This is a genomic window from Arthrobacter sp. zg-Y1143 (assembly GCF_030125565.1).
Classification (GTDB): Bacteria; Actinomycetota; Actinomycetes; order Actinomycetales; family Micrococcaceae; genus Arthrobacter_B.
The window spans coordinates 387488-410241 of record NZ_JASKLW010000005.1; the positions used below are offsets into that span (position 1 = coordinate 387488).

At 67.3% G+C, this 22754-nt stretch carries 18 protein-coding genes; 14 read left to right on the plus strand and 4 right to left on the minus strand.

Translation table 11 applies throughout. From position 1 onward, the window contains the following. Window positions 1–37: 37 nt before the first annotated feature. Window positions 38–1558, plus strand: a complete 1521-nt coding sequence (locus QNN98_RS08400) for a carboxylesterase/lipase family protein (RefSeq protein WP_283996797.1) — start codon at window positions 38–40, stop codon at window positions 1556–1558. 14 nt (window positions 1559–1572) lie between these two features. Here QNN98_RS08400 and QNN98_RS08405 read toward each other — a convergent pair whose 3' ends face one another. Continuing rightward, entirely contained in the window at window positions 1573–2466 is an 894-nt protein-coding gene (locus QNN98_RS08405) for an arginase family protein (RefSeq protein ID WP_227911251.1), read from the minus strand. A 99-nt stretch (window positions 2467–2565) separates the two neighbouring features. On the opposite strand from QNN98_RS08405, the gene abc-f reads away from it, so the two are divergent. The 5 genes from abc-f to QNN98_RS08430 all read left to right on the plus strand — a co-directional run bounded on the left by abc-f (window position 2566) and on the right by QNN98_RS08430 (window position 9683). Next, window positions 2566–4203, plus strand: a complete 1638-nt coding sequence (gene abc-f / locus QNN98_RS08410) for a ribosomal protection-like ABC-F family protein (RefSeq protein WP_283996798.1) — start codon at window positions 2566–2568, stop codon at window positions 4201–4203. Window positions 4204–4441: 238 nt separating this feature from the next. After that, on the plus strand, window positions 4442–4657 hold the full coding sequence (locus QNN98_RS08415) for a hypothetical protein (protein WP_283996799.1): 216 nt from the start codon (window positions 4442–4444) through the stop codon (window positions 4655–4657). 122 nt (window positions 4658–4779) lie between these two features. Beyond that, complete coding sequence (locus QNN98_RS08420) at window positions 4780–6330, plus strand: carboxylesterase/lipase family protein (RefSeq protein WP_227926362.1); 1551 nt, start codon at window positions 4780–4782, stop codon at window positions 6328–6330. Window positions 6331–6490: 160 nt separating this feature from the next. Next, window positions 6491–7891 (plus strand): dihydrolipoyl dehydrogenase, encoded by a 1401-nt coding sequence (gene lpdA / locus QNN98_RS08425; protein WP_283996800.1) that lies wholly within the window; start codon window positions 6491–6493, stop codon window positions 7889–7891. A gap of 163 nt (window positions 7892–8054) precedes the next feature. After that, the gene (locus QNN98_RS08430; protein WP_283996801.1) at window positions 8055–9683 is read left to right on the plus strand and encodes a DUF4389 domain-containing protein; all 1629 of its coding nucleotides are present in this window, start codon (window positions 8055–8057) and stop codon (window positions 9681–9683) included. A 42-nt stretch (window positions 9684–9725) separates the two neighbouring features. Here QNN98_RS08430 and QNN98_RS08435 read toward each other — a convergent pair whose 3' ends face one another. Next, window positions 9726–10073, minus strand: coding sequence for a VOC family protein (locus QNN98_RS08435; RefSeq protein ID WP_283996802.1), 348 nt, complete (start codon window positions 10071–10073; stop codon window positions 9726–9728). A 180-nt stretch (window positions 10074–10253) separates the two neighbouring features. On the opposite strand from QNN98_RS08435, the gene QNN98_RS08440 reads away from it, so the two are divergent. The 6 genes from QNN98_RS08440 (at window position 10254) to QNN98_RS08465 (ending at window position 16580) form a co-directional block, all read left to right on the plus strand. Continuing rightward, on the plus strand, window positions 10254–11084 hold the full coding sequence (locus QNN98_RS08440; protein ID WP_283996803.1) for a hypothetical protein: 831 nt from the start codon (window positions 10254–10256) through the stop codon (window positions 11082–11084). A 182-nt stretch (window positions 11085–11266) separates the two neighbouring features. Then, entirely contained in the window at window positions 11267–11716 is a 450-nt protein-coding gene (locus QNN98_RS08445; RefSeq protein WP_227911259.1) for an acyl-CoA thioesterase, read from the plus strand. A 124-nt stretch (window positions 11717–11840) separates the two neighbouring features. Beyond that, window positions 11841–12563, plus strand: a complete 723-nt coding sequence (locus QNN98_RS08450) for an SAM-dependent methyltransferase (protein ID WP_283996824.1) — start codon at window positions 11841–11843, stop codon at window positions 12561–12563. Window positions 12564–12689: 126 nt separating this feature from the next. Then, a complete protein-coding gene (locus QNN98_RS08455; protein WP_283996804.1) occupies window positions 12690–14213 on the plus strand; it encodes an HNH endonuclease in 1524 nt (507 codons plus the stop codon). 53 nt (window positions 14214–14266) lie between these two features. After that, complete coding sequence (locus QNN98_RS08460; protein ID WP_283996805.1) at window positions 14267–15415, plus strand: glycosyltransferase; 1149 nt, start codon at window positions 14267–14269, stop codon at window positions 15413–15415. Window positions 15416–15428: 13 nt separating this feature from the next. After that, window positions 15429–16580, plus strand: a complete 1152-nt coding sequence (locus QNN98_RS08465; protein ID WP_283996806.1) for a glycosyltransferase — start codon at window positions 15429–15431, stop codon at window positions 16578–16580. On the opposite strand, the gene QNN98_RS08470 is transcribed toward QNN98_RS08465, so the two are convergent. Continuing rightward, the gene (locus QNN98_RS08470; RefSeq protein ID WP_283996807.1) at window positions 16484–17389 is read right to left on the minus strand and encodes a glycosyltransferase family 2 protein; all 906 of its coding nucleotides are present in this window, start codon (window positions 17387–17389) and stop codon (window positions 16484–16486) included. The genes QNN98_RS08465 and QNN98_RS08470 overlap by 97 nt on opposite strands. 101 nt (window positions 17390–17490) lie before the next feature. Here QNN98_RS08470 and QNN98_RS08475 point away from each other — a divergent pair, with 101 nt between their 5' ends. Beyond that, window positions 17491–18597 carry a glycosyltransferase family protein gene (locus QNN98_RS08475; RefSeq protein ID WP_283996808.1) on the plus strand — a complete coding sequence of 369 codons (1107 nt, stop codon included), beginning with the start codon at window positions 17491–17493 and terminating at the stop codon, window positions 18595–18597. A gap of 39 nt (window positions 18598–18636) precedes the next feature. On the opposite strand, the gene QNN98_RS08480 is transcribed toward QNN98_RS08475, so the two are convergent. Further along, window positions 18637–20928, minus strand: a complete 2292-nt coding sequence (locus QNN98_RS08480) for a glycoside hydrolase family 3 C-terminal domain-containing protein (RefSeq protein WP_283996809.1) — start codon at window positions 20926–20928, stop codon at window positions 18637–18639. 165 nt (window positions 20929–21093) lie between these two features. Between QNN98_RS08480 and QNN98_RS08485 the strand changes: the two genes are divergently transcribed. After that, window positions 21094–22752, plus strand: coding sequence for an ABC1 kinase family protein (locus QNN98_RS08485; RefSeq protein WP_227911267.1), 1659 nt, complete (start codon window positions 21094–21096; stop codon window positions 22750–22752). The last annotated feature ends 2 nt before the right edge of the window (window positions 22753–22754 follow it).

Sequence of the window (22754 nt, forward strand, 5' to 3'; positions counted from 1 at the left end):
GGATCGCGGTGCCTTGAACACCCGCGGAAGGAAAGCTGTGTCAATAACTACGGCTCAACCGAACCTGACCGTTGCGACCACGGAAGGGCTGGTGCGCGGCACGGTCCTCCGCGGTGTGCGTTCCTGGCGGGGGATACCGTACGCGGCACCGCCCACCGGGGAACGCCGCCTGCGCCTGCCCCAGCCGGCGGCGGCGTGGAACGATGTGCTGGACGCAACACGGTACGGGCCTGCGGCGCCCCAGGTGCGGACCCGAACCGGACTTGGTGCAGGCCCGAAGACCCGCATGGATGAAGACTGCCTGACCATCAACGTAACGGCACCCGCCGAAACGGCAGCACCTCGCCCGGTGCTGGTCTATTTCCACGGGGGAGCGTTCACCTCCGGCGCCGCCTCGGCCCCCGCCTATGACGGCACCAATCTGGTCCTTCGCGGCGACGTGGTCTACGTATGCATGAACTACCGGCTGGGTGCCCTGGGTTTTATGGACTTCCGCCGTTATTCGACACCGCAGCGGGCCTTCGACGTGAACCTCGGCTTGGCGGACCAAGTGGCGGCCCTGCGCTGGGTGCAGCGGAACATAGCGGGCTTCGGCGGTGACCCCGGCAACGTCACGGTCTTCGGCGAATCCGCCGGCGCCATGTCGATCACCGCCCTGATGTGCGTACCGTCCGCACGGGGGCTTTTCCACCGGGCATTCGCCCAGAGTTCAGCGCCCGCCACTGCCTACGGACCGGGCCTGCCGGAAAAATGGGCGGCTTCGCTGCTGGAACTGCTGGGGGTGGACGAGGCCGGGGCAGCGGATGCGCTGGCCCGGATACCGGCCGAGCGCCTGGTGGAAGCAACGCAGCGGCTGACACGCGGCATAGCCCCGGAGACGGATCCCGGAACGCGGGCCGTGGCGCCGGTGGTGGACGGGCATTTCCTGCCCCTGCATCCCCTCGACGCGTTCCGTACGGGCAAAGCGCATCCCGTGCCGCTGGTCATCGGCAACATGTCCCGTGAAGGGGCCCTTTTCGACCGGTTCGAAGACATCCTCCCCACCAAGCCGGAGCGTATCGAGAAGATGTTCGCCCGGACCGCGCCGGAGCTGCAGGACCAGGTGCTGGCGGCCTACCCGGGCTACCCGGGCAAACACCAGGCGGTCGACGTCGGCGGGGACGCTGTATTTTGGCTGCCCAGCGTCCAGGTCGCAGAGGCCCACAGCGCCCATGCCCCCGTATGGTCCTACCGGTTCGACTACGCCCCTACGATGGCCCGGATCCTGGGTGTGGGCGCCACGCACGGACTGGATATTCCAGCGGTGTTCGGCAACTACGACTCCGGGCTGGGACGCCTTCTGACCTTGGCCGGCGGTAAGTCCACAGCCGTTGCGGTGGGGAACCGTTTCCGCGGGGCGCTGCTGCGTTTCGCCCGGACCGGCCGTCCGGGCCCGCTGTGGCCGGGCTACGACAGCCGTAGCCGGACCACCAAAGTATTCGACGCCACGGACCTGATCGTCTCGGATCCGCACCGCGCCCGCCGGCTGGCCTGGAACGGCTACCGCGGCTACCGCTGAGCACGGGGGGATGATCAGACGGGAAGATCCCGCAGCAGCCCGCCCAGCCGGAGCAGTTCCAGGGGTGCATGCTGGGCAAGGGACAGACCGACAATTTCTCCTGCCTCGCCCACGGCGTCCATGATGCGCAGCAGGTCCGGAACGCGGACCCCGCGGGTTCCGGAGCCTGTCCTGTCCGCGAAGTCCCGCCGGTCAAGGACATCCAGATCCACGTGGATGGCCAGCTTAGTGGCCCCGGTCAGGGCGAGCCACTCCAGGATCCGCCGGGTGTCCTCGGGGGTGTCAGTGATTCCCACGCTGCGTATACCCAGCCGCTGCTTCGTTTCGATCCCCGGGTCCTGCCAGTCCCGCAGCCCAATCTGCAGGACATTGCCCGCAGGCACCACCGCCGGCAGCGCGGCGAGGAACTCCGGGTCGCCCAGCCCGGCAAGGGTGGCCAGGGACATGGACCGGAAGCCGGTGTAGCCGTCGCCCGGCATACCGGTATCCGGGTGGGCGTCCACCCACAGCACTGCCAAGTCATCTCCGTACAGGGCGGCCAGATGGCTGAACGGCGCAACGCTTACCGAGCACTCGCCGCCGAAGGTCACCACGGACTGAGGATCCGCTTCCTGCATCACCCGCACGGCTTCCTGGAGTTGCAGGAGCACAGCAGACCGGGCGTAGATGCCGTCCACCGTTTCGACGGCGGCTTCGGAGGTGTCGGTGCTGACGGGTACAAAAGCTGTGGGTCCGTCATGCTCGGGGGAAAGCAGCTCGAGCAGCGACGGACCCAGATGGTAGGACAGCTGGGTCTGGTGCGGCTGGCCCGCCGGCAGCGAGCCGACGGCACCGGCGCCGGCAGCGCCTTGCCACTGGGGAAAAATGAGCCGGAGGGCCCCGGGGCCCGAGGGATGCATGGCAGTCATGGCAGTCCTTTGGTGCGGCGGCTGGTGCGGCGGCAATCCAGCCACCATACCGCTGCCCTCCCGGACGGAAACAGTGCCGGCACAAAATAGGATGGAGGTATGACTGCAACCCTTGTCGCCCGCGACCTCTCCGGCGGCCATGCGCACCGCACCCTCTTTGAACACCTCTCCCTGACGGTGGCCCCGGGCGACGTGGTGGGCGTTGTGGGGGCCAACGGTGCCGGCAAGTCAACCTTCCTGCGGCTCCTGGCCGGGGCGGCGGTACCCCAGGCGGGAACGGTGAGCACCTCGCCGTCGGACGCCTTTGTCGGGTGGCTCCCGCAGGAACACGAGCGGCTGGCCGGGGAAACCGTGGGCGCTTATCTGGCCCGGCGGACCGGCGCTGCAGCGGCAACGGAAGCCATGGAAGCCGCGGCGGCCGCCCTGGGCGAGGAAATCCCGGGTGCCGACGACGCCTACGCCGCGGCCTTTGACCGCTGGATGGCCTCCGGTGCCGCGGATTTGGAGGACCGGGCCCCGGCGGTCCTTGCGGACCTGGGCCTGAACGTTGGCCTGGACGCCGAGATGACCGGTCTCTCGGGCGGGCAGGCGGCCCGGGCGGCACTGGCGGCCCTGCTGCTGAGCCGCTTTGATGTGGTGCTGCTGGATGAACCGACTAATGATCTGGATCTTGACGGACTGGCGCGGCTGGAACAGTTTGTCCGCGGGCTGCGCGGCGGCGTTGTCCTGGTCTCCCATGACCGGGAGTTCCTGGCCCGCTGTGTGACCACGGTGGTGGAGCTGGACCTGGCGCAGAACAGCGTGGCGGTCTACGAGGGCGGTTATGAGGCGTTCCTGGAAGAACGTGCCGTTGCCCGCCGCCATGCGCGGGAAGCGTACGACGAGTTCGCCGACAAGAAGGCCGATCTGGTGTCCCGGGCACGCACCACCAGGGAATGGAGTTCCCAGGGTGTGCGCAATGCCATGAAGAAGAACCCGGACAATGACAAGATCCGGCGCAAGGCAAGCACCGAGTCCTCCGAAAAGCAGGCCCGCAAGGTCCGGCAGATGGAATCGCGGATCGCACGCCTGGACGAGGTTGAGGAGCCGCGCAAGGAATGGCAGCTCCAACTGCGTATCGGTTCCGCCCCGCGTTCCAGTTCGGTGGTGTCCACGCTGAACGAGGCCACATTGACCCGTGGCGGATTCACCCTCGGTCCGGTTTCCGTTCAGGTCAACGCCGGGGAGCGGATCGGCATCACGGGTCCCAACGGCGCCGGCAAATCAACGCTCCTGCGGCTGCTGCTGGGCCGGGAGGTGCCCGACGCCGGGACTGCCTCCCTGGGTGCCTCCGTTGCGGTGGGGGAAATCGACCAGGGCCGCGGACAGCTGGACCCGGCGCAGGCGCTGGGCACCGCCTTCGAAGCGGCCGTTCCGGAACTGTCCTCTGCGGAGGCCCGGACCCTGCTGGCCAAGTTCGGGCTGAAGGCCGATCAGGTTGCCAGCCGCGTCGATGCGCTGTCTCCGGGCGAGCGAACCCGCGCTTCGCTGGCCCTGCTGCAGGCCCGCGGCGTGAACCTCCTGGTTTTGGATGAGCCCACCAACCACCTGGACCTGCCCGCCATCGAGCAGCTGGAAGAGGCCTTGGAAAGCTACGAGGGCGCTCTCCTGTTGGTTTCCCATGACCGGCGGCTGCTGGAAAACGTCCGCCTCGACACGCGGTGGCATGTGCACGGTGGAGCGGTGTCGCTCGGGTAGTCTTCCGCGCCTACCCGGTCTGTGCCGTGGAATACGCAGGTATGTGATACAAATTATGTTATGTTGCGTCCCTGCAGGGACGCAGATACTTAGGTCTCGGGCGATTTCACGGAAGAAGTGTCCTCATGGCTCCATGGATTGGAAATGCCGGCTGCGGAGCAGCCTTTGTGCACAGTGGCAGGGAAAGCCGCTGTGCCCTATCTGTAAGTGCAGGAAAAGCACACGCAGGAACAGCGCAGTGAAGGCGCTGAAGACGGCGGACCTGCCGGTCCTGATCACCGTCTGGCTCCTGTGCGTAGGGACCGACTGGTCCACCGGCACCAAGATTGCCCTCAACATCATCGCCGTTGCCCTGCTGTGCGCCAAGGAAGTGGCGGTTCACCGGCGGGAGTCCCGGCGGAGCAGTGCGGCCGTCCGCCGAAGCCCCGCGCACCGGCTTGCCGCCGCAGCATAGTTCCCGGCCGGATACCCAGCTCCAATAACGGCCGCAGCACCAAAATGCGGTAGCCGCAGTCCGCGCGGAACCCCGTATCTGGTGACCCCGGTATGCCGCGGCTATGGTGGATAGTCGCAAGCGTGCAGGTCTTCGCCGGCTGGAAAGAGTCGATCGTGGCTATAGACGTGGCCTCATTGGTAGTCGAGACCAGCAATGGGCTGGTGCAGGGAATCGCAGAGCATGGTGTGCGCACCTGGCGGGGCATACCCTACGCTGCTCCGCCCGTGGGGGAACTGAGGCTGCGCGCTCCGCAACCGGCGAAAAGCTGGAACGGAATCCGGGATGCACGCTCCTTCGGTGCTGTCCCGCCGCAGTCCAAGGCGCCGAACCTGACCGGCAGCCACCGGCGGGTGCCGATGGACGAGGACTGCCTGAGCCTGAACGTCACGGCGCCCTTGGAGCCCTCGGACTCCCTGCGCCCGGTCCTCGTGTACCTGTACGGCGGTGCGTTCAGCTCCGGGTCGTCCGCGGAACCTACCTACCGCGGTACCAACCTGGTGCGCGACGGCGATGTGCTCTACGTATCGCTGAACTACCGCATCGGCGCCCTGGGGTTCATGGATTTCCGCGCTTATTCCACTCCTGACCGGCCCTTTGACGCCAATATGGGCCTGCGGGACCAGGTTGCCGCGCTCGAATGGGTGCAGCAGAACATTGAAGCGTTCGGCGGAGACCCGGACAACGTCACCCTCTTTGGAGAGTCGGCCGGCGCGATCGCCGTAACCTCGCTGATGTGCATCCCCAGAGCGGCACCGTTGTTCCATCAGGCCTACGCGCAGAGCCCCGCGCCGTCGGGAGCCTACTATCCGGAAATGCACGCGGCGTGGGCCGAGGACCTGCTGGAGATTCTCGGCATCCGCCCCGCCCGTGCGGCCGAGGCACTGACCTCGATCAGCGCCGCGAAACTGGTGGATGCCACGCGGAAGATGACCACGAAAATCGGGCCGGTGAAGCAACCCGGCACGCTGAGCGTTTCCCCTGTCATTGACGGGGACTTCCTGCCGAAGCACCCAATCGACGCCTTTTTGGACGGGGATTCCAACCCTGTTCCGCTGGTCCTGGGCACCATGGCACGGGAGGGGGCACTGTTCGCGAAGGTCTCGAATATCCTGCCGTCCACGCCGGAGCGGATCGAGAAGATGTTCGCCGGTACGGATCCGCTGGCCCGGGACCGGGTGGTGGCCGCCTACCCCGGGTATCCCTCACGGCAGCGGTCAGTGGACATCAGCGGTGACCTGGTCTTCTGGTATCCGAGCCAGATGGTGGCCGAGGGCCATTCCAGAACCGCACCAACATGGGCGTACCGCTACGACTACGCCACGCCCATGATGAACCTGCTCGGGTTCGGTGCCACCCATTCCTTTGATGTTCCGGTGATGTTCGGGGACACCCGGACCGGGATGGCCAGGGCCCTCTCCCTGCTCGGCGGCGCCGAGGAACTCAGGGCCCTGTCGCAGCGCTTCCAGGGGTCCCTGCTCAGCCTGGCCCGGTACTCCCATCCGGGCGTGGACTGGCCCGGCTACGACGAGATCCACCGGCATACCCGTGTCTTCGACAAGTCCGACCGGATCGAGTCCGACCCGTTTCCCGAACGGCGGCGGGCCTGGGCGGGCTATCGGGGTTACGTCTGATCCGGCGGCATCTGATCCGGCGGCATCTGATCGGGCAGCGTGCCGGATCCGGCACGCGAACCGGTGCCCCTCGCGGCCCATGCGTGAGAGTCTTAAGCCGGCTTATGATTTTTCCGCCCCGCAGCTTGTCCCGCACCGCAGCTAAGGAGAGTTAGTCAGCATGAGTGAACATTACGACCTCGTTGTTCTCGGAGCCGGACCGGGCGGATATGTGGCCGCGATCCGGGCGGCCCAGCTGGGCCTGAAGACTGCGATTGTGGAGGAGAAGTACTGGGGCGGCGTATGCCTGAACGTCGGCTGCATTCCTTCCAAAGCGCTGCTGCGCAACGCGGAACTTGCACAGATTTTCACCAACCAGGCCAAGACGTTCGGCATCAGCGGTGAGGTGAGCTTTGACTTCGGCGCTGCCTTTGACCGCAGCCGGCAGGTGGCGGACGGGCGCGTCAAGGGCGTCCACTTTCTGATGAAGAAAAACAAAATCACCGAATACGACGGCCACGGCGTGTTCTCCGATGACCACACCATCGAGGTCAGCCTCTCCAAGGGAGGTACCGAGACCATCACGTTCGACAACGCCATCCTCGCCACCGGCACCTACGTCCGCCTGCTGCCCGGAGTGGAGCTGAGCGAGAACGTCGTCACATATGAAGCCCAGATCATGGACCGGGACCTGCCGAAGAAGATGGTGATTGTCGGGGCCGGAGCCATTGGCATGGAGTTCGCCTACGTGCTGCGCAGCTACGGAGTGGACGTCACCATCATCGAGTTCCTGGACCGCGCGCTGCCCAATGAGGACGTGGACATTTCCAAGGAGATCACCAAGCAGTACAAGAAGCTCGGCATTCCCATCCTCACTTCCACCAAGGTGGAAACAATCCAGGACAACGGGTCCTCCGTGGCCGTCACCTATACGGACAAGAACGGCCAGCAGGGCAGCATCGAGGCGGACCGGGTGATGATGTCCATCGGCTTCGCGCCGCGGACCGAGGGCTACGGGCTCGATAAGACCGGCGTCCAGCTGACCGACCGCGGTGCCATCGGCATTGACGAGTACATGCGCACCAACGTGCCGCACCTTTACGCCATCGGCGACGTGACCGGCAAGCTGCAGCTTGCGCACGTGGCGGAAGCCATGGGTGTGGTGGCTGCTGAAACCATCGGTGCCGCGGAGACCTTGCCGCTGGGGGACTACCGGATGATGCCGCGGGCCACGTTCTGCCAGCCGCAGGTCGCCAGCTTCGGACTCACCGAGCAGCAGGCGCGCGACGAGGGCCACGAGGTCCTGGTCAGCACCTTCCCCTTCACCGCTAACGGGAAGGCCCACGGGCTGGGGGAGCCGGTGGGCTTCGTGAAACTGGTGGCCGACGCCAAATACGGCGAATTGTTGGGCGGTCACATGATCGGCCCCGATGTTTCCGAACTGCTCCCCGAGCTCACGCTGGCGCAGAAGTGGGACCTCACCGCAGCTGAACTGGCCCGCAACGTGCACACCCACCCGACGCTGAGCGAGGCACTGCAGGAAGCCTTCCACGGGCTGACCGGCCACATGATCAACTTCTGACGGCTGCTGCCTTGTGCTGATAGGCGGGTTCGGGTTCGGCACTGGCCCGGGGCTGGGTCTTGGTATTCCTTGACACTGTGTGCGGCGCCGCGAACGCTGGAATCAGGCACCCACGGCGTCCGGACCGTGCCTGCCACGGCTGGGATGCGAGAAGGGCACGGCCATGAACCCTGGCAGAATCGTCATGATTGTTATTGGGGCGCTGCTGGTCCTCATTGGGCTTGGATTGGGTGCGGCGGCTGCGGCGGTGGGGCTGATCGCCGGAGCCCAGCGCGACAATGGCTACCTGTCGGTGCCGGAGGAGACCTACAGTGTCAGCTCCTACGCCATCACCACCGGCTCCGCGGATATCGGCCCGGGTGCGGACGGCAATGAGGACATCGCATCCCTGCAGGTGCGCGGCACCGGGGTAGACGGCGACCTGTTCATTGGGATCGGCGCCGAAGCTGAGGTAAGGCGGTATCTCGACGGGGTGGCGAGCGCCGAAATTGACGAGGTGAGGTTCAACCCGTTCCGGGTCGATTACCGGCGGACGGCGGGCACGGAGGTACCGTCCCCGCCGGGGATGCAGGACTTCTGGGTGGCTTCCGCTGCGGGCAGCGGGCCCCAGGAGATTAACTGGGCGCCGACGGAGGGCGACTGGATTGTTGTGGTGATGAACGCCGACGCGTCCCCGCAGGTTACGGCCGAACTGCAGGCCGGCTTTCGGTCGGACCTGTTTGGCGTGGCCGCCGTGTGGCTGCTGATCGCTGCCGTGGTGTTGTTCCTTCTAGGAGTGGCGCTGATCCTCGCAGCGATCCTCGCCGGACGGAAACGGGGGGCGTACCCGCCGGCCGGCGGGTATCCGGGGACGGTCCCCGGCGGTGCCTACGGGTACCGGCCGGTGGGGGCGACCGCGCCCCTCCCCGCTCCGTCCGGCGCCAGGGCGGCGGGAAGTGCTCCCGGCCCGGGTTCAGCCGTCACCGGCGGACCCGATGGTGGCGGACCCGATGGTGGCGGACCCGGCGGGGGAGCTCCCTATCCGGCGCGCCTCTACGGCGAATTGGATCCGGGTTTGTCCCGCTGGTTGTGGCTGGTGAAGTGGTTCCTGGCCATTCCGCACTTCTTCCTGCTGTCCTTCCTGTGGATCGCCTTTGGGATTGCCACCGTAGTGGCCGGCTTCGCGATCCTGTTCACTGCCCGGTATCCGCGGCCGCTCTTTGACTTCAATGTGGGGGTGATCCGGTGGAGCTGGCGGGTGGCGTTCTATGCCACGGGGGTGCTCGGCACCGACCGCTATCCGCCGTTCAGTTTGGAACGGGAGCACTACCCTGCGGATTTCGACGTCGACTACCCCGAGCGCATGTCCCGCGGGCTGGTCCTGGTGAAGTGGTGGCTGCTCGTTATTCCCCAAGCCCTGATTGTCGGGGCCTTCAGCGGAACATCGTTGATGCTGGTGCGCGCACCGCGGTATTTCGGCGGGCCAAACGGGTACGGGCCGGACGGGTACGGTCCCGGCGGGGTCCGCTGGAACGACGGTCCCGGCGGGTTCGGCGCCACGGAGTGGGTGACGGCAGGCTTCTCACTGCTGGGCCTGCTGGTGTTCATTGCCGCCTTGGCGTTGCTCTTCACCAGCCGCTACCCCCGCCAGCTGTTCGACTTCATCATGGGGCTGCAGCGCTGGTCCTACCGGGTGCTGGCCTACACCGCACTCCTGCGGGACGAATATCCGCCGTTCCGGCTGGACCAGGGGCCGGCAGACGCCCGCGACCTGCCCCCGGCCGGCGTCGAACGTCCACCAAACCAGCAGTAGGTACCGTGCAGCCCAGGTGCCGTGCCGCCCAGCCCGGAACGATTAGCCGAGCACGCAGAATTCGTTGCCCTCGGGATCAGCCATCACCACCCAGGTCACCCCGGTCTCCTGGCCCACATCCACCCGCCGGGCGCCAAGTGCGATCAGCCGCTCCACTTCTTCCTCCTGGGTGCAGCCGTCCGCCACCAGGTCCAGGTGCAGGCGGTTCTTCACGGTTTTGCCCTCGGGGACCGCCATGATGTCCAGGTCCAGTCCCGTGCCGTCCTTGGCCGTGAGGCTGTACAAGCCGTCCTCAACGGTGAGGTCCCAGTCCAGCGCCTGTTGCCAGAAGGATGCGGAGGCATCGGCGTCGACGGCGTCCAGGTGCACTGTGGAAATCCTGCTGGTCATGATGGGAAAGTCCTGTCGTTTCGGCGGTCGAGGTGTCCCGGGCGCATCGATTTCAGTGCCGTCCGGAAGTGAGGCCAACTTACAGCACTGCCGCCGGCAGGATCCCGCAGGCCGCCGGGCGGGGCGCGCGGTCCGCGGGAGCGGCACCATTCCTGCTGCCGGTTAGGGCATACTGGCCGCATGACGACGCCGCTGGAGGGTCCACTCGCCGATTCGGATGCCGGTCTCTGGATTACGGAGCTGCTGGCACCGCCGGGCACCGTTACCGGAACAGTGCCCGGCGGGTTCGAAGCCTATGCGCGGATATTCCATCCGATCCACGCCCAACTGATGTCCTGGGACCAGGACTATCCCGAGGTGGTGGAGTCCCGACGGCTGCTGTGGAGCGAACTGGCGCAGGAACGCGGTACGGTAGCCCACCCGCTGATGCAGTGGGACTCCGTCTTGGCCGGCTACCGGAACCCGGTGTGGAACGAGCCCGGCTGGCAGTACGAAGACCCGTTGGTCGGCTCCCTTGCCACCGGCTCACTGGCCGAAGTGGCCCGTATCCTCGCCGGCCACACAAGCACGCCGGAAGAGTGCCTTGCCGGCCTGTGGGAGGGCTGGGGGTGGGTGAGCGGTGCGGAGGTGCGCCACACCGTGGGCACCGACGGCCGGAGCCGCACGGAACCGGCCTCGCCGCCGTTCGGCGAGACGGGGGTGTTCGGTGCGGCCCGGCTCGAACTGCCGGGCCGGAAGTACCTGCTCTTTAACGCCGGGCTTTCCCTTTTCGCGGATCCCCGCTGGCAGGAAGCCAGCGGCTGGGACGGTCTGCAAAGTCCCAACCTGCTGTGGCCCAAGGACAGGCAGTGGTTCCTGGCCACTGAGATCGATTTCGATTCCACGCTCGTGGGCGGCTCGGCCGCGCTGATAGACGCGCTCGTGCAGTCCGACGTCGTGGAGTGCCTGGCCGTTCCGCCGGACGGAGACCTTACGCAGCTTGGCGACCTGCTCAACGAACGGCCCGACTAGCCCGTTCCGCACGAGCGCCGCGTGAGCGCCGTCGTCGTCCGGGGGCGGCGCGGGACGGGCGCCGCGGGACGGGGCTGCGCAGGACGGGCGCCACAGCACCGTCAGGGAGCTAACACCGGTCTGTGAGCAAGGCATCGGCGGATCCGTCGGGTCCGCGTCCGGGCTGTGGATAAGCTGAATATATGCCTCTAGAAAACATCAATTTCCACACCCGTAAGTGGGTCCGGCCCGAAGACCTGAATGCCAACGGCACGCTGTTCGGCGGAAGCCTGCTGCGCTGGATCGACGAAGAGGCAACCGTCTACGCGATCCTGCAGATGGGTAACGGGCGGGTCGTTACCAAGTTCATGTCCGAGATCAACTTCGTCAGCTCCGCGGTGCAGGGAGACCTGATCGAGATGGGCCTTACCGCCACCAAGTTCGGCCGGACCTCGCTCACCATGCAGGCCGAGGTACGGAACATGATCACCCGGCACAGCATCCTGACCATCGACAAGATTGTCTTCGTGAACCTGGACGAGCACGGCAAGCCCGCGCCTCACGGTTACACCAGCATCAGCTACGACCGCGACCGTCTGCCGAACCACCACTTCCCGCCGCTGCCCCTCGACGCGGAGCCCTTCTCCGCATAGGGTCCTACAGGGCCGCGAGCGTCGCCACCGTCCGGCTGCGCCTGCAACCGGCAACGCCGCGTCGCCTGAATCCGCCTGTAGCATCGCTGAGATGGAGCACTCCGAGATCTTCGACATTGCCCACATGCGCCATCCAATCGCGGCGCCCGTGGCGCCCGAGCGGCTACGCGACCTGGTCGGCTGGTTGAGGCCTAGGGACGGCGTCCGCGCCGTTGACCTCGGGTGTGGTGAGGGCGAGTGGCTGCAGGAGCTGCTACTCACTAACCCCGGAATCAGTGGTGTAGGGATAGACCACATGCTCCCATCCTCTGCCGCCCGGCGTGCCGAGGAGCGGAAACTGAGCAACCGCGTGCGCTGGATCGAGACGGATGCCACCACCTGGAACGACGGGGTCTTCGACGTGGTGCTGTGCGTCGGTGCCAGCCACGCCTTCGGCCGGTTGGAGGACATGCTGGGTGCTGTCCGGCGGCACCTGCGCCCCGGTGGGCAAGCGCTGATCGGCGACAGCATCTGGGAGGGCACCCCGTCGGCTTCCGCGCTGGCAGCACTTGGGGTTTCTGCCGACGCCTATCCCGACCTCGCCGGCCTCGTGCGAGCCATCCATGAGTACGGGTTCGAGCCGTCGTACGGGCACGTCAGCACGTTGGCCGAGTGGGACGACTACCAGTTCAGCTGGACCGGGTCGCTCGTCGACTGGGCCGTGCGGGAGGCCTCGACGGCCGAGGATCGTGACCAGGCATTGGCCGCCGCACGCGAGAACCGCGACGCCTGGCTGAGCGGCGCACGGCGCGAGCTGGGTTTTGCCACCTTCGTCCTGCACGACGCCGCCGCTGGCATGCATGACTGAACGCTTGTCTTGACTATTCCTCCCGCAGAGGGCCTTTGACGCCCAGATCCCCGCAAGCTGCATTCTTTTCCACAAGGATAAAAAGTACTTGTTGCGGCCCTCTGCGGAGTGGATACCATCGAACACATGTTCGAATCATTGGAAGTGGCGGAGTGCTTTCCGTCCGACCTCTCGGGTCACCACACCCCGCTTGTCTCCCGGTCTGCGGCCGGGCAAAGTCCCTCCGCTGCGGAGGCTGCGTCCCCGGTTGAGGTGGCGTCTTGGTCGCGGGCGCTCGCCTCCGAGGAATCCCTGGCCGGGATTGCTGGTGATTCCGATGCCGGGCTTGTTGACCGGCTCCGTGCTTTGGAGGAGCTGAAGGCTGCTGCGTGTGCGGCGCAGGCGCGGGTCGCGGCAGCGTTGGATGTGTCCGTGCGTGCTGCTCATGCCCGGGCCGGGCTGTCGGCGGAGAAGCAGGGTGTGGGCGTTGGAGCGCAGGTGGCGTTGGCCCGGCGTGAGTCTCCGGCCCGGGGCGGACGGATTCTGGGCTTCGCCAAGGCCTTGACCCAGGAGATGCCGTGCACGCTCAAAGCGTTGTCGGAAGGCCACATCAGTGAGTGGCGGGCGACCCTGCTGGTTCGCGAGACTGCCTGCCTGTCCGTGGAGGACCGGCGGCTGGTGGACCGGGAGATTGCCGGGGATCCTGCCGGGCTGGACGGATTGGGGGATGCCCGCCTGATTGCGAGGATCCGGAAGATCACGTACCGGCTTGATCAGGCCGCGTTGGTGCGGCGGGCGGCGAAGGCGGAGGCGGACCGGTTTGTGTCCTGTCGTCCGGCTCCGGACACCATGACCTATCTGACGGGTTTGCTGCCGGTGGCCCAGGGGGTTGCGGTGTATGCGGCCTTGTGCCGTGCTGCGGATTCGTTGCGGGCCCGGGGCGATGCCCGCGGCCGGGGGCAGATCATGGCTGACACGATGGTTGAACGCATCACGGGCCAGGCGAAGGCTGTCCAGGTGCCGGTGGAGGTGCAGTTGGTGATGACGGACCGAACCTTCCTGGCCGGAGATAAAGAGCCTGCGCACTTGACCGGGTACGGGATAGTGCCGGCGCCGTGGGCGCGGGATCTGGTAGGTAAGGGCGCCCGTCGGAGGGCTCAGAAGACAAGGAAGCCGGGGGAGTCAGGGGAACCGGGGGAGTCCTCTCCCGGATTCTGGCTGCGCCGCCTCTACACTGCCCCAAGTTCTGGGGAACTGCTGGCCATGGACTCGAAGGCCCGGTTCGTACCGGCGTCCCTGGCCCGATTGATCACGGTACGGGACCAGACGTGCCGGACCCCGTGGTGTGATGCGCCGATCCGGCACCAGGACCACATCCGGCCACACCGTGACGACGGTCCTACGGAGGCAGCCAATATCCAGGGGCTGTGCGAGGCGTGCAACCAGGCCAAGGAAGCGCCAGGCTGGAGGGCAACAGTCATCGGGGCGTCCGGTCCCGGAAAGCCAAGGATCCCGGGACCCGGTCAGAGCTCCACCGCCCGGAAGGCTGCTGCTGCCCGGAATGCCGCAACTGTCCGCCGACACACTGTGGAGATCACCACACCAACCGGCCATCGGTACCGGTCAACGGCCCCGCCGCTTCCCGGCACCCCGGCCCCGTGGTTTCGGTAGCCGCAGGAAGGCAATGCCGGGCCGCGCCGGGGATACAAGGCATACTTACTAATATGAGTATCGAGTTCCCCCTGCCGCAGGGGCATGCGGCCGAGGGGAATGCGCTGCGGATAGCTGTCCTGTCCCACCTGCACCACCCGATTGCCAGCCCCTACCTCGGCGGACTCGAGATGCACACGTCCCTCATGGCCGATGAGTTCGCCTCCCGCGGCCATGACGTCACGTTGTTCGCGAAGGAAGGGTCCGACTCGTTGGGCCGCGTGGTGCCCGTGCTGGAGGCGTCCTTCGAATTCCGCCGCGGGCTTGCCCCGGAGGAAATGTCCGTTCAGCAGCAGAGATTGGATGCCGCGCTGCACCGGGCCATCGAGGAGGTGCGTACCGGCGGATTCGACGTCGTCGTCAACAACTCGTTGAGCCTGCTGCCCTACATCGAGCTGGCAGATGTGCCCATGCTGACCATCCTCCACACCCCGCCCCTGCCGTGGATCGTTGACGCGGTGGTTGACGGCCGGGCGCCGCTTTCGCCCCTGCACCGGTTCCTCAGCGTCTCGGCACGCAACGCCACCGGATGGCAGCCGCACCTGCCGGACCTGCACGTGGTCCACAACGGCATCCGCCTGGCGGACTGGCCCGCCGGCCCGGCGCAGCGTACCGGCGTCGCCGTTTGGGCCGGCAGGGTGACGCCGGAGAAGGGCCTGCATATTGCCATCGACGCCGCCCGGGCGGCCGGGATGGAACTGCACTTCGCCGGGCCGATCAGCGACCGCAAATACTTTGAGCGTGTTGTGGCTCCGCACCTCGGCAGGGGTGTGCGGCACGCAGGCCACCTGGACCACCGGCAGCTGGCGGCATTCCTCGGGTCCGGCGACGTATTTATCGCCTCGCCGGTCTGGTCCGAACCTTTCGGGCTCACCGCCCTGGAGGCAATGGCCTGCGGCACCCCCGTAGCTGCCCTGCCGCTGGGCGCCATGCCGGAAATCATCGACGCCGATGGCGGCCGGTTGGCTGAAGGGCTGGGCGCGGACGCACTGGCCGACGCCGTCACCGCAGCCCGCACCCTGGACCGCCGCGGCGTACGCAAATCCGCGTCCCGCTTCAGCGCCGCCGTCATGGTGGACTGCTACGAGGACCAAATCCGGTCCGTGCTGCAACCGGACGGGCTGCCATCGTCATCCGATGCCTCAACCGCGCTGGTGCGCTGACCGGAGCCCGGACTTGCCTTCTGCACGCCTTCCCCGGGTGGCGTACTACGCCCACCACCACGGCACCGGACACCTGCGCCACGCGGTCAACATTGCCCGCCTGGACGCGGTCGAGCTGCTGGTCACCGGCACGGCTCCGCCCGGCGGCATACCGTCCCTCCCGGGCAGTGCACAGTTCGCCGCCCTTCCGCCCGACGTCGGGCCCGACGGTCCCTTCGGCCCCGGCCCCGGCAGCTTCCTGCACTACGCACCGGCAGCCCCGCTGGTCCGGGAACGGTTTGCCCGGCTGCACCAACTATGGCAAGAGTTCACCCCCGACGTAGTGGTGGTGGACGTGTCCGTGGAGACCGCCCTCTTCGCCCGCCTGTGCGGATACCCGGTCATCCACCGGCGGATGCACGGCGAGCGCACGGACACACCGCACCGGCTCGCCTATGAATCGGTCAACGGCCTGATTGCCTATTTCCCCGAGAGCATCGAGGAACCGTCACATCTGGCCGAGCACGGCGGCAAGAGCAGCTACCTCGGCATGCTCGCACCGGCCAGCGCGCCGGCGCCTGGATCCATTCCGGTCCGCCCGCGGACCGTCAGCGTGCAAACCTCGCTTGGCGGCAGCGGAGTGCAGCTGTCCGATCTGCTTCGCGCCGCCCGCCGCACACCGGACTGGCAGTGGGAAGTAATGGGCCGCACCGCCGGAGCGCCGACGGACCTGCCCGACAACGTGCAGCTGCTCGGCGTCGTGTCAGATCCGGGACCCCGGCTGGCCGCGTCGGACGTCATTGTGACCTCCGGCGGGCACAACGCCGTCGCCGCCGCAGCCGCAGCGCGGCGGCCGGTACTGGTGATCCCCGAGCCCCGGCCGTTCCGCGAACAGGAACTTTTCGCCCGGGCGCTTACGACGGCGGGGGCAGCCTCAGCCCTGACCTTCGCCGATGTGCCGGACTGGCAGCACACACTGGAGCAGCTGCGGAACGGGGATTCCGAACAGCTGGCCAAGGCATTGCTGGTGCCGGTGGAGGACTTCCGCGCCCGTTTCCTCGCCGCCGTGGAGCAGGCAGTGTCGGGCGGTCAGTACGGCGCGTCCACCCGAACGGCCGCCAGCTCGGCGGGGCCGGGCGAGCGCCGCAGCCGCAGGTCACTGCCGGCGGGATCCCAAGCGACATAGCCCGCTTGGGCAAAAGCATCCAACCATCCGGTCATGGGCCAGTTCCCCCATTTGCGGCGGAACGCCTTCGCGTTGACCACAATTGACTCCAAATGCTGGAGCGGCGGGTGGTGCACCCCGTGGTGTTGGTGGAACATCACCGCTGCGGAGAACGCCAGCGGTATCCCTTTCCGCCGGGCCGTGAAGGCGAAATCGGTGTCTTCGCCGCCGTAGCCGGCGAACGATTCATCAAAACCGCCGATACGGCGGAAGTCATCCTGCGCCACAGCGAAACCCAGGGACCAGAACAGTGCATACTCCGCAGAGGGCCGTGCCGGCAGCCCTGGTTCGGGGGCGAGCGCGGACCGGGCATGGTGGGCAACGGAATCCCGGAACAGTACGTCGACGCTGCCGCTGCCGGCCCAGTCAGCCACACCGGCGTCGGCAGCCAAGTAACGCGGAGCTGCCATGACCAGGCCGCCGGTCCGGCCCGCATCGGCCAGCAGCACCTCGAACATGGTGGGGGCCGGTATGCAGTCCACGTCCAGGAACACCAGGACAGGGAAACGGGCTGCAGCTGCGGCGGCGTTGCGGGCCGCACCCAGCGGCAGCGGCGCACCAGGTCCGGTGTCCAGATGGACTACCCGCAGGGGCACACTGCTGGCCGGAGGAACCGCACCGGGCTGGTTCATGTAGCAGAGGACAATTTCGGCCGGGAGGAGGGTGGACCTGTTGATTCCCAGAACCGTGTTCGCCAGATGGGCGTCGCGGCCGGAACTGATGATGAGTACCGAAAACTGCCGGTAGGCCCCGTTGGGCTGCTCAGGCATTCTTCCCTTCCGCCGAAGGGCACCCGCCCGCCGGACACCCCGAACTAGTAAGTATACTGAAGACAGATTTTCACAGGGACGGATGTCGGGAGTAAGTACATATGAGCGCAGCTGGGGATTCGATCATCAGGGTGGCTTCGGTGCCGCACAGCCAGGTCTACATCCGGCACACAGACGCCGTCCCCGGCGAGCCGGGCAGCGTGGTTCGGCTGCCGGACCCGGATCCCCGCAACCCGGGCCAGTCCACTGAAGCCAAGTGGTGGCCGCCGGTCATGCTCGACGCTGGCTGGATCCGGGAGAACGCCGGCAGCTTTGACCTCATGCACATCCACTTTGGCTTCGATGCCATCACGCCGGAGGACCTGCGCGCCGTCACGGAAGAACTGAAGGCCCAGGGCAAGCCGCTGGTCTACACGGTCCACGACCTCCGCAACCCGCACCACCTCACGCCGGATGCGCATAACGCGCAGCTGGATGTCCTCATCCGCGCGGCCGATGAACTGATTACCCTCACCCCGGGCGCTGCCGCCGAAGTTGAACGCCGGTGGGGGCGCGCCCCGCACGTGCTGCCGCACCCGCATGTGGTGGACCTGGACGAGCTGGAACGCCGGCAGGCCCGCCGTCTCGCCGAGACGCCGCGGAATGAATTCCGGGTGGGAGTGCACCTGAAGAGCCTGCGCCCGAATATGATGGAGGGCGCCATCCTGCCGTCCCTGCTCGACGCCGTGGAGGCGCTGCCCGGGGCGGTCCTGCAGGTCAACGGACATCCGGACATCCTGACGCCGGAGGGGGACAAATACCGCCCCGAACTGTACCGCTGGCTCACCGAGGCGGCCGACGCGGGCCGGCTGGAACTGCAGGTCCGGGATTATTTCGACGAGCCACAGCTCTGGAACTACCTCTCGGGCCTGGACGTGTCCGTGCTGCCGTACCGCTTCGGAACCCATTCGGGCTGGCTGGAGGCATGCACTGACCTGGGCACCAGCGTGCTGGCCCCGTCCTGCGGCTTCTACGCACAGCAACGGCTATCGGTTACCGAGTTCGTGCACAACGAAGAAGGCCTGGACGCCCAGTCGCTGGCCAACGCCCTCAAGCAGCTCCACGGCAACCGGCCCTGGCCCGGGCTGACCCGGGAAGAGCGGACAGCCGAACGCCGTCGGGTGGCCGCAGCGCACGAAGCGATCTACCGCTCGCTCCTGGACAGGTAGCCCCGGCAGCCCCGGCCGGACCGGCTGGTCCGCCCGGGGCTAGCGGCCCGACGCCAGTGCCTGCTCCAAACCGGCGAGCACCTCCGGCGTCAGCGGGCTGCCCGGAAACCGGGCCAGCCGCCGCAGCGGGAGCGAACCCATCATCGCCAGCGCACCGGCGAGCCCGGAAGGACCGGCGTCCCCGGCGCCCGCCCCGCCCATTCCGCCCAGCAGCTGGCGGCCCTGCGGATCCGCCAACCACTCCGACACTGTCGAGTTCAGCGTGAGCGGGTGCCGTTCCCCGGTACTGCCGGCACCGGGCAGCTCCACGGTGCCGGTCAGCCGGATATCCCGCGAGGAGGAGCCGACGTCGATCCGGCATTCTCCGGCGTCGGTGACCCAGTGGTGAGCGGCAGTGTCATATCGTGCCAGGGCCGTCAGCGGCAAGGTGAAAAGCACCGTATCGGACGCCCCCGCTTCCAGGAACACCTTGCTGAAGGCCCGCAGCTGCCGCGGCGCGGTTCCAGATGCAGGAGCCGGAGCGCCGGAGTACACCTGCACCACCTCGGCCCCGGCCCGCGCCCCGGCGTTGGTAACCGTGAGTTCCACCGTGAGCAGCGGTCCGGCTTCCGAATCGGTGGTCCGCACCGTGAGGGAACTGTAGGCGAAGCTGGTGTAGGACAGCCCGTGGCCGAAGCAGTATGCCGGTGCCACGGCGCGGGCGTCGTACCAGCGGTAACCCACGAGCAGGCCTTCGCCGTAACGCACGGTGCCGGCCTCGCCGGGGTAATTGCCAAAGGCGGGAGTGTCCTCGATCCGGTGCGGAAAGGTTTCCGCCAGTTTCCCGGAGGGGTTCACGTCCCCCAGCAGTACATCCGCCACTGCTTCACCGCAGGCCTGGCCCGGAAGCCATGCCTCCAGCACCGCCGGTACCCGCTCGCTCCATTCGGTTTCGACTGCGCCTCCGTTGAACAGCACCACCACCGTCCAGGGGTTCGCCGCCTGAACTGCCCGCAGGGTGTCCAGTTGGCTGGCTGGCAGGCCGAGGTCCAGACGGTCAAAGCCCTCCGACTCCCGGTCCTCGGGCAGGCCGAGGAAAAACACCACCGCATCGGCCGCGGCCGCGGCCGTTTCGGCTTCGGCCACCAGCGCCTCGTCCGGTGTCCCGTCCAGCCGGTACCCGGGCGCGAACACCGCTGCCGCTGTCCGTTCAGCCAGGACATCCAGGGGAATGCTGACCTGCGTGGGCGTGACCTGCGAGGACCCTGCGCCCTGGTAACGCGGAGTCCGGGCCAGTTCGCCCACCACCGCCAGCCGGAGGTCCGGGGAGAAGGGGAGGATCCCGCCGTCGTTCTTCAACAACACCATGGACTCCGCCGCGGCTCGGCGGGCGAGCTGGTGGTGTGCTGCCGGATCGACCGGTTCACGCACTGGTCCAGCGGTGTGTGCGCCCAGCTGCACCAGCCGTGCCACGGAGGTGTCCACCATGTCCCGGCTTATCGTCCCGGCGTCAAGGCCGGCCTGCAGTTCGGCTGTTCCCAACCCGTTGCTGGCCGGCATCACCAGATCCAGGCCGGCAGCGAGCGCCGCAGCTCGGTCCGTGACGGCGCCCCAGTCCGACATCACCAGGCCGTCAAAACCCCACTCGCCGCGCAGCACCGTGTCCAGCAGCCAGGCGTTCTCCGCGGCGTGGATGCCGTTGACCTTGTTGTACGCGGCCATCAGGGTCCACGGTCGGGCACTGCGTACTACGGTTTCGAAGGCGCGCAGGTAGATCTCACGCAGGGTGCGCTCATCCACTGCTGCGTCTATCCGCATCCGCTCCGCTTCCTGGTTGTTGGCGGCGAAATGCTTGGGGCAGGCGCCCACTCCCACGGCCTGCACCGCACGGATCCAAGCCGCACCGAGCAGCCCGGCCAGCAGGGGGTCTTCGGAAAAGTACTCGAAGTTGCGTCCGCACAGCGGCGTGCGTTTGATGTTCAGCCCCGGACCCAGGACCACGTCCACCCGGGCAGCTGCCGCCTCCCGCGCCGTCGCCGTGCCCAGCAGCGCCAGCAGCTCCGGATCCCAGGAACAGGCCGCGAGGCACTCGGCAGGGAAACAGGTGGCGGGCAGGGAATCACCAATCCCGGCTTCCGTCTCGCTGCGGGCACGGCGGATTCCGTGCGGGCCGTCGGAGAGCACCAGGGAACGGATGCCCGCAGCCGGGGCAGCTGCCGTTGTCCAAAAGGTTTCCCCGGAGAGGAGCAGGAGTTTCTCCTCTCCGGGCAGGGACGCCGCAGGTCCGGGCAGTGGCCCGGGTACGGATGTGCGGGGATAGTCGCCGAGCGGTCCGGCTGCGGGGATTGGCATGTGCCGGAGTCTAGGACTCCGGTACGGTCCGCCGGAAGAGCACGAACGCGTTGGGGGGCCCGGGCCCGGGCATACACACGGGACCTGTGCGGAGGTTGGGCACGGCGGCTAGTGTTTCGGTATGCACCTGGCCGCAGAGCCGTGTCGGCGGATCGGAGCAGATCAATGATTAGCCATCTGGACCGGTACCGGCAGATCGCCGAGATACTCTCCCGGAACGGTTTGGGGTTCCTGGTGTCCGCCATGGGATTGGAAGGCCGGCTCCCGTTCCGCCGGCAGCAACCTCCGAATGAGGGCAGGCAGCGCCGGACCCGCCCGGAATACCTGCGCACCGCCTTGGAGGAACTGGGGCCCACCTACGTGAAGATAGGCCAGCTGCTCTCCACCCGCCCGGACCTGCTGCCGCCGGAGTACCAGGAGGAGCTCGCCAAACTGCAGGACGACGCCGTGCCGGTGCCGTGGCCGCGGATCCACGAGGAACTGCGGCAGGAGCTGGACGCGGACCCCCTGGAAGTTTTCGCATCCTTTAACACCAGCGTCATGGCCAGTGCCTCCATCGGCCAGGTGTATGCCGCCTCCCTTCGGGACGGCACGCAGGTAGTGGTCAAAGTACGCCGGCCGGGAATCGCCGAGGAGGTGGCCCAGGACCTTGAGATCCTGCAGAACCTGGCGAATACGGCGAGCAAGCACTGGGAAGCCGCGCGCGACTATGACGTCACCGGGCTGATGGAGGAGTTCGCCTCCACCCTGCGCGGAGAACTGGACTACCTGCAGGAAGGACGCAACGCGGACCGGTTCCAGCTGAACTTCGAAAACAACGCGGCCATCACCATCCCGGTCATCTATTGGGACTACACCACCTCACGGGTGCTGACCATGGAGCGCATCAGCGGGACAAAGGTCACCGACACGGCTGCACTCGACGCAGCCGGCATAGACCGCCCGGCGCTCGCCCGCGCAGCTACTGCATGTGAGATGCAGATGGTTTTCGACGACGGTTTCTTCCATGCCGATCCGCATCCCGGGAACCTGTTCGTGGAGCCCGGCGGCAGTGTTGGATTGATCGACTTCGGCATGGTGGGGGAGGTGGATGAACGGCTGAGGAACCAGTTGTCCGGCCTGTTCGTGGGGATTGTCCGCCAGGATCCGGAACGAATGGCCAACGCGCTGGTGCGCATCAATGCCTCCGGGGTCCGGGTGGACCGGGTCAAGCTGCGGATGGACCTGGGTCCGCTGATCCGGATGTATTCGGGAAAGGACCTGCACACCGCACCGGTGGGCAACATCATCACCACCGGGCTGGGCATCCTGCGCACGCACCACATCCAGCTGCCCCGGGAAATGGCCCTCTTGCTGCGCATGCTGATCATGACCGAGGGGATGGGCGAAGTGCTGGACCCGGACTTCCGGCTGGGCCCGGTCCTGGGGCCGTATGCCCGGCGGATGGCCCGGCAGCAGCTGAACCCGGTGAACTACGCCCGGCGGCTGGGACGGGCGGGTACAGAGGTCCTGGAACTGGGCGCAGAGCTGCCGGACCAGGTCCGCCGGCTGCTAAACACCCTGGACTTCGAGGGGATGGAGGTCCACATCCGGGCGGAGGAGCTGCTGCCGCTGGTGATCCGGCTGGAGCGCGTGGGCAACCGCATGGTTGCAGCCATTTTCGCCTCCGCCTTTATCCGCGGCGTGGGCGAGCTGGCCCTGGGGGATTCCTCCCGCTGGAAGTCCTGGCAGGCACCGCTGATGAGCGCAGGGCTGGCGTCCACGGGGGCGCTCGGCGGGTACATTGCCTGGACCTCCCGCCGGACGCGGCTCCGCGGCCTGTAGCC

Excerpts from the sequence above, each read along its gene's own strand:
- QNN98_RS08485 (WP_227911267.1), top strand. The coding sequence starts at position 21,094 with ATGATTAGCCATCTGGACCGGTACCGGCAGATCGCCGAGATACTCTCC.
- QNN98_RS08460 (WP_283996805.1), top strand. The coding sequence starts at position 14,267 with ATGAGTATCGAGTTCCCCCTGCCGCAGGGGCATGCGGCCGAGGGGAAT.
- QNN98_RS08440 (WP_283996803.1), top strand. The coding sequence starts at position 10,254 with ATGACGACGCCGCTGGAGGGTCCACTCGCCGATTCGGATGCCGGTCTC.
- QNN98_RS08435 (WP_283996802.1), bottom strand. The coding sequence starts at position 10,073 with ATGACCAGCAGGATTTCCACAGTGCACCTGGACGCCGTCGACGCCGAT.
- abc-f (WP_283996798.1), top strand. The coding sequence starts at position 2,566 with ATGACTGCAACCCTTGTCGCCCGCGACCTCTCCGGCGGCCATGCGCAC.
- QNN98_RS08480 (WP_283996809.1), bottom strand. The coding sequence starts at position 20,928 with ATGCCAATCCCCGCAGCCGGACCGCTCGGCGACTATCCCCGCACATCC.
- QNN98_RS08475 (WP_283996808.1), top strand. The coding sequence starts at position 17,491 with ATGAGCGCAGCTGGGGATTCGATCATCAGGGTGGCTTCGGTGCCGCAC.
- QNN98_RS08450 (WP_283996824.1), top strand. The coding sequence starts at position 11,841 with ATGCGCCATCCAATCGCGGCGCCCGTGGCGCCCGAGCGGCTACGCGAC.
- QNN98_RS08445 (WP_227911259.1), top strand. The coding sequence starts at position 11,267 with ATGCCTCTAGAAAACATCAATTTCCACACCCGTAAGTGGGTCCGGCCC.
- QNN98_RS08405 (WP_227911251.1), bottom strand. The coding sequence starts at position 2,466 with ATGACTGCCATGCATCCCTCGGGCCCCGGGGCCCTCCGGCTCATTTTT.
- QNN98_RS08470 (WP_283996807.1), bottom strand. The coding sequence starts at position 17,389 with ATGCCTGAGCAGCCCAACGGGGCCTACCGGCAGTTTTCGGTACTCATC.
- lpdA (WP_283996800.1), top strand. The coding sequence starts at position 6,491 with ATGAGTGAACATTACGACCTCGTTGTTCTCGGAGCCGGACCGGGCGGA.
- QNN98_RS08430 (WP_283996801.1), top strand. The coding sequence starts at position 8,055 with ATGAACCCTGGCAGAATCGTCATGATTGTTATTGGGGCGCTGCTGGTC.
- QNN98_RS08455 (WP_283996804.1), top strand. The coding sequence starts at position 12,690 with ATGTTCGAATCATTGGAAGTGGCGGAGTGCTTTCCGTCCGACCTCTCG.